This is a genomic window from Pseudomonas sp. CCC4.1 (genome assembly GCF_035019225.1).
GTDB classification, from domain to species: Bacteria; Pseudomonadota; Gammaproteobacteria; order Pseudomonadales; family Pseudomonadaceae; genus Aquipseudomonas; species Aquipseudomonas bubulae.
Window position 1 is genome coordinate 22,919 of sequence record NZ_JASJWL010000057.1, and the last position, 7,086, is coordinate 30,004.

A 7,086-nucleotide genomic window follows, 5' to 3' on the forward strand; every position below is an offset into this window, starting at 1 on the left:
ATTTCAAAACACACCTGTATCATCCTCTCTCAATTTGCCCCCGACCTTTTCTCGATCGTCTGCAAACTTGGCGTTAAAGTTTTGCGCGTGTGGCGGTCAATGGAGTGACAGTGATGTACAACACCCTGGAACAGGTTTTCGGTTATCCACAATTTCGTGCCGGGCAAGAGGCGGTGGTCAGTGCTGTTTTGGCCGGGCGTTCGGCGGCAGCGATTTTCCCCACGGGCTCGGGCAAGTCGTTGTGTTATCAACTGCCGGCGCTGCTGTTGCCCCACCTGACGCTGGTGGTTTCGCCGCTGTTGGCTCTTATGCAGGACCAACTGGCTTTTTTGCAGCGCCACGGCATTGCCGCCGCCAGTATTGATTCCGCGCAAAGTCGTGAGGACGCCAGTGCCGTGATGGCCCGGGCCAAGGCGGGCGAATTGAAGATCCTGATGATTTCGGTCGAGCGCCTGAAAAACGAGCGCTTCCGTAACTTTTTGCAGCAAGTACCGATTTCACTGCTGGTGGTGGATGAAGCCCACTGTATTTCTGAATGGGGGCATAACTTTCGCCCTGATTATCTGAAACTTCCAGACTACCAGCGCCAGTTCAATATCCCCCAAGCCTTGCTGCTTACAGCGACCGCCACGCCCAATGTGATCGCGGACATGCAGGCCAAGTTCGCGATTGCCGAGACGGATGTGATCACCACCGGCTTCTATCGCGCCAACCTCAACCTGTGGGTTGAGCCGGTCAGCGGCGCGGCAAAGCGCCAGCGCCTGGTGCAGTGGATGAACGGGCGCATCGGCCAGCCGAGCATCGTCTATGTCACATTGCAACGGACCGCCGAGCAGATTGCCGAGCACCTCAGCCAGCACGGTATCAGTGCCAATGCTTATCACGCCGGTTTGCCCCATGAGCAGCGCGAGGGCATTCAGCGCCAGTTCATGGGCGGGCAGCTGAACTGCATCGTCGCCACCATCGCCTTCGGGATGGGTATCGATAAAAGCGATATCCGCAATGTGGTGCATTTCGACCTGCCCAAATCGATTGAAAACTATAGCCAGGAAATCGGTCGCGCCGGGCGTGATGGCCAGCCCTCCGACTGTCTGGTGCTGGCCAACCGCGACAGCCTTAACGTGCTGGAAAACTTTGTGTATGGCGACACGCCCGAGCTTGCGGGTATTCGCTGTGTACTTGAGGAGTTGCGTGGAGCAATACCTGAAGGGCAGTGGGAATTTATGCTGCTGCCGTTGTCCGATCAGAGCAATATTCGTCAGCTACCACTTAAAACCTTGCTGGTGCAGCTGGAGTTGCGCGGCTTGATAGCACCGCGCTATGCCTACTTTGCCGAGTATCGTTTCAAATTCCTGATCGAGCCCGAGGTATTACTGGCCAAATTCGAAGGTGAACGTCAGCAATTTGTCTCGGCCATCATTCAGACCTCCACCCGCGCCAGAACCTGGGCCACGGTAAATTTCGATACCCTGTACGGGCAGCATCAGGCCGATCGCAATCGGGTGGTCAAGGCGCTGGATTATTTTCAGGAGAAGGGTTGGATCGAGCTTGAAAGCAAGCAGATGACCGAGGTCTACAGCCTGCTGGTGAGCGATTTTGATGCCGAGGCATTAAGCCAGGAGCTGCATGCTTACTTCTGTGCCCACGAGAGCGGCGAGATCAAGCGGATTCACGCAATGCTGGCGCTGTTTGCCAGTGATACCTGTCTGAGCTACCGACTGGCCCGGTATTTTGGCGATGACCAGGCACCTCGGCAGTGCGGGCATTGCTCGGTATGCGCAGGGCAGGTGGCGCGTTTACCGGAGGCCCCCGCGCTGGCGCCGCTTGAGGATAAAAACGTTGAAGCACTGTGTGGCGCTTTTATCCACAGGCATCAGGAATACGCAGGAAGTTATCCCCCGGCAGAACGCCTGACCCGGTTTTTATGCGGGATCAGTGTGCCGATGTTCACCAAGATGAAAGCGCGGGCCATTCCGGGGTTTGCAGCGTTGGAAAATTATCCCTATGCCGAGGTTCGCGATTGGGCTGCGAAGCATCTGAACGGTCTGTAATCCAACTACCTGTGGGTGTTGTGGGAGCGGGCTTGCTCGCGATTGGGTCGCCGTGGTTTGACAGATAGACCGCGTCGTAGCCATCGCGAGCAAGCCCGCTCCCACAAGGTGTTATGCACCTACCCCAACAACTCGCGTAGCACACGGGTGAAGTCGCGGCAGCTGGCCTCTTCATCGGCATGATGCCCGTCGCGAACTACCCATTGGCCGTTAACCATCACGTTGCGTATCTGGCGGTCGCCGCCGGCAAACAACCAGCGGTTTAAAATGGCGTCGTCCTGTGCGGTGGCCAGGTACGGGTCGTTGCCGTCAAGCACCAGCCAGTCGGCGCGTTGACCAACGGCCAAGCCAGCGACTGGTTGCCCCATCGCTTGTGCACCACCCGCCAGGGCGGCGTCGTACAGCGTACGCCCGACCATCGGCTGATCACTGCGATACATCCGGTTGCGGCGTTGGTCGCGCAAACGTTGGCCGTACTCCAGCCAGCGCAGTTCCTCGACCACGCTCAGTGACACATGGCTGTCCGAACCGATGCCCATGCGCCCGCCTTGAGCGAGGTAATCCACCGCCGGGAAAATACCGTCACCCAGATTGGCTTCAGTGGTCAGGCATAACCCGGCTACGGCCTTGCTCTGCGCCATCAGTTGAACTTCGTCTGCGTTGGCGTGGGTGGCATGCACCAGGCACCAGCGCGAATCGACTTCGACATTGTCATATAGCCACTGGATCGGACGCTTGCCGCTCCAGCTCAGGCAGTCGTCGACTTCCTTTTGTTGCTCGGCAATATGGATATGCACCGGGCAGGTTGTGTCGCTGGCGCCCAGCACTGCGTTTATTTGCCCGGGAGTAACGGCGCGTAACGAGTGAAAACACAGCCCCAGGGTCTGCGCTGGCTGTTGCGCCAGTAGCGGCTTGAGCTGTTGCTGCAATTTGAGGTATTGCTCGGTGCTGTTGATAAAGCGCCGCTGACCGTCGTTGGGTGCCTGGCCGCCAAAACCCGAGTGGCTATAAAGTACCGGCAGCAACGTCAGGCCAATGCCGGTGGAGCGTGCAGCTTCGCTAATTCGCAGTGCCAGCTCAGCCGGGTTGGTATAGGGCTGCCCTGACAGATCGTGATGGACATAATGGAATTCCGCCACCGAGGTGTAACCGGCCTTGAGCATCTCGATGTACAACTGACGGGCAATGACGCCGAGTTGTTCAGGCCTGATTTTTCCGACGAGCCGATACATCAAGTCGCGCCACGTCCAGAAGCTGTCATTGGGGTTGCCCGCCACTTCGGCCAAACCGGCCATGGCCCGCTGGAACGCGTGAGAGTGCAGATTCGGCATGCCCGGCAACAGCGGGCCGCTCAAACGTTCTGCCCCGTGCGCGTCGGCATTGGCTGTAATTTGTGTCAGGCGACCATCGGCACCCACCTCGATTCGGACATTGGCAGACCAGCCAGTCGGTAGCAGGGCGCGCTCGGCAAAGAAGACAGACATCGGTTCGGTACCCCAAAGCTTGTTATTTGTATATACATATACAGACGTTTGCCTGCCCGGTAAACTCCGGCAAGCTACGCCCTTTACTCATGAACAAGGATTGCCTGTGTCGACTCCGCCTGTCGTGTCCCCGCTGGCCGCCCACATGGGCGACAGCCCGGCCCCGCTTTACGCCCGCGTAAAGCAAATGATCACTCAACAGATCCAGAGTGGAAACTGGCCGCCGCATTACCGTGTGCCATCTGAAAGCGAACTGGTGACCCAGTTGGGTTTCAGCCGCATGACCATCAACCGTGCGCTGCGTGAAATGACCGCCGACGGCTTGCTGGTGCGCATGCAGGGTGTCGGTACTTTTGTGGCCGAGCCCAAGACACAGTCCGCGCTGTTTGAAGTCAACAACATCGCTGATGAAATTGCTGCCCGCGGGCACACTCACACCTGCAAGGTCATCAGCCTGGGTGAAGAAATGGCCGGCTCGGAACGCGCCGCCGTGCTCGATATGCGTGAAGGGCAAAAGGTCTTTCATTCCCTGATCGTGCATTACGAAAACGGGATTGCCGTGCAAATTGAAGACCGTTTCGTGAATGCACAGGTGGCGCCGGACTACCTCAAGCAGGATTTCACCCTGCAAACACCGTATGCCTATTTGTCTCAGGTCGCACCGCTGACCGAAGGCGAGCATGTGGTCGAAGCGATTCTGGCTGACCCCAAAGAGTGCAAGTTGCTGCAAATCGAGCCAGGCGAGCCGTGCCTGCTGATTCGCCGCCGCACCTGGTCGGGCCGTCAGCCTGTGACCGCCGCCCGGCTGATCCACCCCGGTTCCCGTCATCGTCTTGAAGGACGCTTCAATAAATGAGCCAGCCCGTTGTTTTACGTGCCGTCGATTATCCACGCATGCCGTGGAAAAACGGCGGCGGCAGCACTGAAGAAATCACCCGTGACGCAGGTGAAGGCCTCGTCGGTTTTGGCTGGCGCCTGTCGATTGCCGATATTGGCGAATCAGGCGGCTTTTCGCGTTTTGAGGGTTATCAGCGGATTATCAGCGTGCTGCAAGGCGCGGGCATGAACTTGCAAGTTGACGGGGCGAGCACGCGGGCACTGTTACCCTTTGATGCATTTGCGTTCAAGGGTGAAAGCACCGTCTCCTGCACCCTGATTGATGGGCCGATCCGTGACTTCAACCTGATCTACGCCCCGCAGCGCTACGCAGCACGTCTGCAATGGCTGGATGCAACCGTCCCGCAACGCCTGTTCAGTTCGGCGCAGACCGTATTGGTGTTCAGTGCGGGCGAGCAGGTGCATGTTGGCCTGGGTAACACCTGCCATGAACACCTGGGCCGCTACGACTGCCTGCAACTAAGCGGCAATCGCGAGTTGCTGGAAATCACGCTAACCGGGCTGTGTTGCGTGATTGAGTTGAGCGCGGTCTGACACCGTCCTGATCAGGTGGGAGCGGGCTTGCTCGCGATGCAGGTGACTCGGTTTATTGGCGGGTCGCAGTGATGCGATCGCGAGCAAGCCCGCTCCCACAGAACACATGCGTTACCAAACGCCCCAAATCAGCGCACACATCTACTTCAGTAACACCCCTCGCTAATTTCTCCCTCTCCACCAAGAAACTTCTCTTGCGGTTGCGCACCTTTATTTCCGTGGCTTGCAGCTTTTTCATCAGGAAAATTTTCAGATTGGCCGCTAACTTGCATATGCTTGTATGTACAAGTACATAAGTGTGCGTCGATCCTCTTCTCACACCCGACGCATCTGCCCAACGCTGAGGAGTTACCCGTGACTTCAACTACCCCAAAATCGCCTGCCGAGTTCACCCGTCACCGTGATGGTGAGATCCGCGCCGCCCGCGGCACCCAGCTCACTGCCAAAAGCTGGATGACCGAAGCACCCCTGCGGATGCTGATGAACAACCTCGACCCGCAAGTGGCCGAGAACCCGACTGAACTGGTGGTGTATGGCGGTATTGGCCGGGCAGCGCGCAACTGGGAGTGCTACGACAAAATCGTCGAAAGCCTGACCAACCTAAACGATGACGAAACCCTGCTGGTGCAATCGGGCAAGCCGGTCGGCGTGTTCAAAACCCACAGCAACGCGCCACGGGTACTGATCGCCAACTCCAACCTGGTACCGCACTGGGCCACCTGGGAGCACTTCAACGAACTCGACGCCAAGGGCCTGGCCATGTACGGCCAGATGACCGCCGGCAGCTGGATCTACATCGGCAGCCAGGGCATCGTCCAGGGCACCTACGAAACCTTCGTCGAGGCCGGTCGCCAGCACTACAACGGCAGCCTGGTCGGCAAGTGGGTACTGACCGCAGGCCTGGGCGGCATGGGCGGCGCCCAACCACTGGCAGCAACTCTGGCCGGTGCCTGCTCGCTGAACATCGAATGCCAGCAAAGCCGTATCGATTTCCGTCTGGCCACCCGTTATGTCGACGAGCAAGCCGCGGACCTGGATGACGCACTGGCGCGTATTGCCAAATACACCGCTGAAGGCAAAGCGATTTCCATTGCCCTGTGCGGCAACGCTGCTGAACTGCTGCCAGAAATGGTTCGCCGTGGTGTGCGCCCGGACATGGTCACCGACCAGACCAGCGCCCACGACCCGCTGAATGGCTACCTGCCAAGAGGCTGGACCTGGGAGCAGTACCGCGACCGCGCCGTGACCGATCCGGCTGCTGTGGTCAAAGCTGCCAAAGCGTCAATGGGTGAGCACGTTGAAGCGATGCTGGCATTCCAGAAAGCTGGCGTGCCGACCTTCGACTACGGCAACAACATCCGTCAGATGGCTAAAGAAGTTGGCGTAGAAAACGCCTTCGACTTCCCGGGTTTTGTCCCTGCTTATATCCGCCCACTGTTCTGCCGTGGTGTAGGGCCGTTCCGCTGGGTCGCGCTGTCGGGGGATGCCGAAGATATCTACAAGACCGATGCCAAGGTCAAGGAGCTGATCGCCGACGACGCCCACCTGCACAACTGGCTGGACATGGCGCGCGAGCGCATCAGCTTCCAGGGGCTGCCGGCACGTATCTGCTGGGTCGGCCTGGGCCAGCGTGCCAAGCTGGGCCTGGCGTTCAACGAAATGGTGCGCAGCGGCGAGCTGAAAGCCCCGATCGTGATCGGCCGCGACCACCTGGACTCCGGCTCGGTGTCCAGCCCGAACCGCGAAACCGAAGCCATGCAGGACGGTTCGGATGCCGTGTCCGACTGGCCACTGCTCAATGCCTTGCTCAACACTGCCAGCGGCGCGACCTGGGTGTCGCTGCACCACGGCGGCGGCGTCGGCATGGGCTTCTCCCAGCATTCGGGCATGGTGATCGTGTGTGACGGTACCGACGAAGCGGCTGAGCGCATCGCCCGTGTACTGCACAACGACCCGGCCACCGGTGTAATGCGTCACGCCGATGCCGGTTACGACATCGCCATCGATTGCGCCAACGAGCAGGGCCTGAACCTGCCGATGATCAACGGCTGACCTCTGGTCTCCCGTGGGAGCGAGCCTGCTCGCGAACGGCCTTCGCGAGCTGTCTCTTATACACATCT

General features: G+C 59.0%; 5 protein-coding genes. 4 read left to right on the forward strand and 1 reads right to left on the reverse strand.

What is annotated here, in order from left to right; all coding sequences use genetic code 11:
- Positions 1–113 precede the first annotated feature (113 nt).
- A complete protein-coding gene (locus QN377_RS18560; protein WP_095017742.1) occupies positions 114–2,051 on the forward strand; it encodes a RecQ family ATP-dependent DNA helicase in 1,938 nt (645 codons plus the stop codon).
- Between the two features lie 119 nt (positions 2,052–2,170).
- Here the strand turns inward: QN377_RS18560 and QN377_RS18565 are convergent, their stop codons facing one another.
- Positions 2,171–3,535, reverse strand: a complete 1,365-nt coding sequence (locus QN377_RS18565; protein WP_095017741.1) for a formimidoylglutamate deiminase — start codon at positions 3,533–3,535, stop codon at positions 2,171–2,173.
- A 145-nt stretch (positions 3,536–3,680) separates the two neighbouring features.
- On the opposite strand from QN377_RS18565, the gene hutC reads away from it, so the two are divergent.
- The 3 genes from hutC to hutU all read left to right on the forward strand — a co-directional run bounded on the left by hutC (position 3,681) and on the right by hutU (position 7,018).
- Entirely contained in the window at positions 3,681–4,391 is a 711-nt protein-coding gene (hutC, locus tag QN377_RS18570; RefSeq protein ID WP_153326946.1) for a histidine utilization repressor, read from the forward strand.
- Entirely contained in the window at positions 4,388–4,966 is a 579-nt protein-coding gene (locus QN377_RS18575; protein WP_095000816.1) for a HutD family protein, read from the forward strand. Before hutC ends, QN377_RS18575 begins: the two co-directional genes overlap by 4 nt.
- A gap of 354 nt (positions 4,967–5,320) precedes the next feature.
- Positions 5,321–7,018 (forward strand): urocanate hydratase, encoded by a 1,698-nt coding sequence (hutU, locus tag QN377_RS18580; RefSeq protein WP_322213975.1) that lies wholly within the window; start codon positions 5,321–5,323, stop codon positions 7,016–7,018.
- Positions 7,019–7,086: the final 68 nt, after the last annotated feature.

Excerpts from the sequence above, each read along its gene's own strand:
- QN377_RS18565 (WP_095017741.1), bottom strand. The coding sequence starts at position 3,535 with ATGTCTGTCTTCTTTGCCGAGCGCGCCCTGCTACCGACTGGCTGGTCT.
- QN377_RS18560 (WP_095017742.1), top strand. The coding sequence starts at position 114 with ATGTACAACACCCTGGAACAGGTTTTCGGTTATCCACAATTTCGTGCC.
- hutC (WP_153326946.1), top strand. The coding sequence starts at position 3,681 with ATGGGCGACAGCCCGGCCCCGCTTTACGCCCGCGTAAAGCAAATGATC.
- QN377_RS18575 (WP_095000816.1), top strand. The coding sequence starts at position 4,388 with ATGAGCCAGCCCGTTGTTTTACGTGCCGTCGATTATCCACGCATGCCG.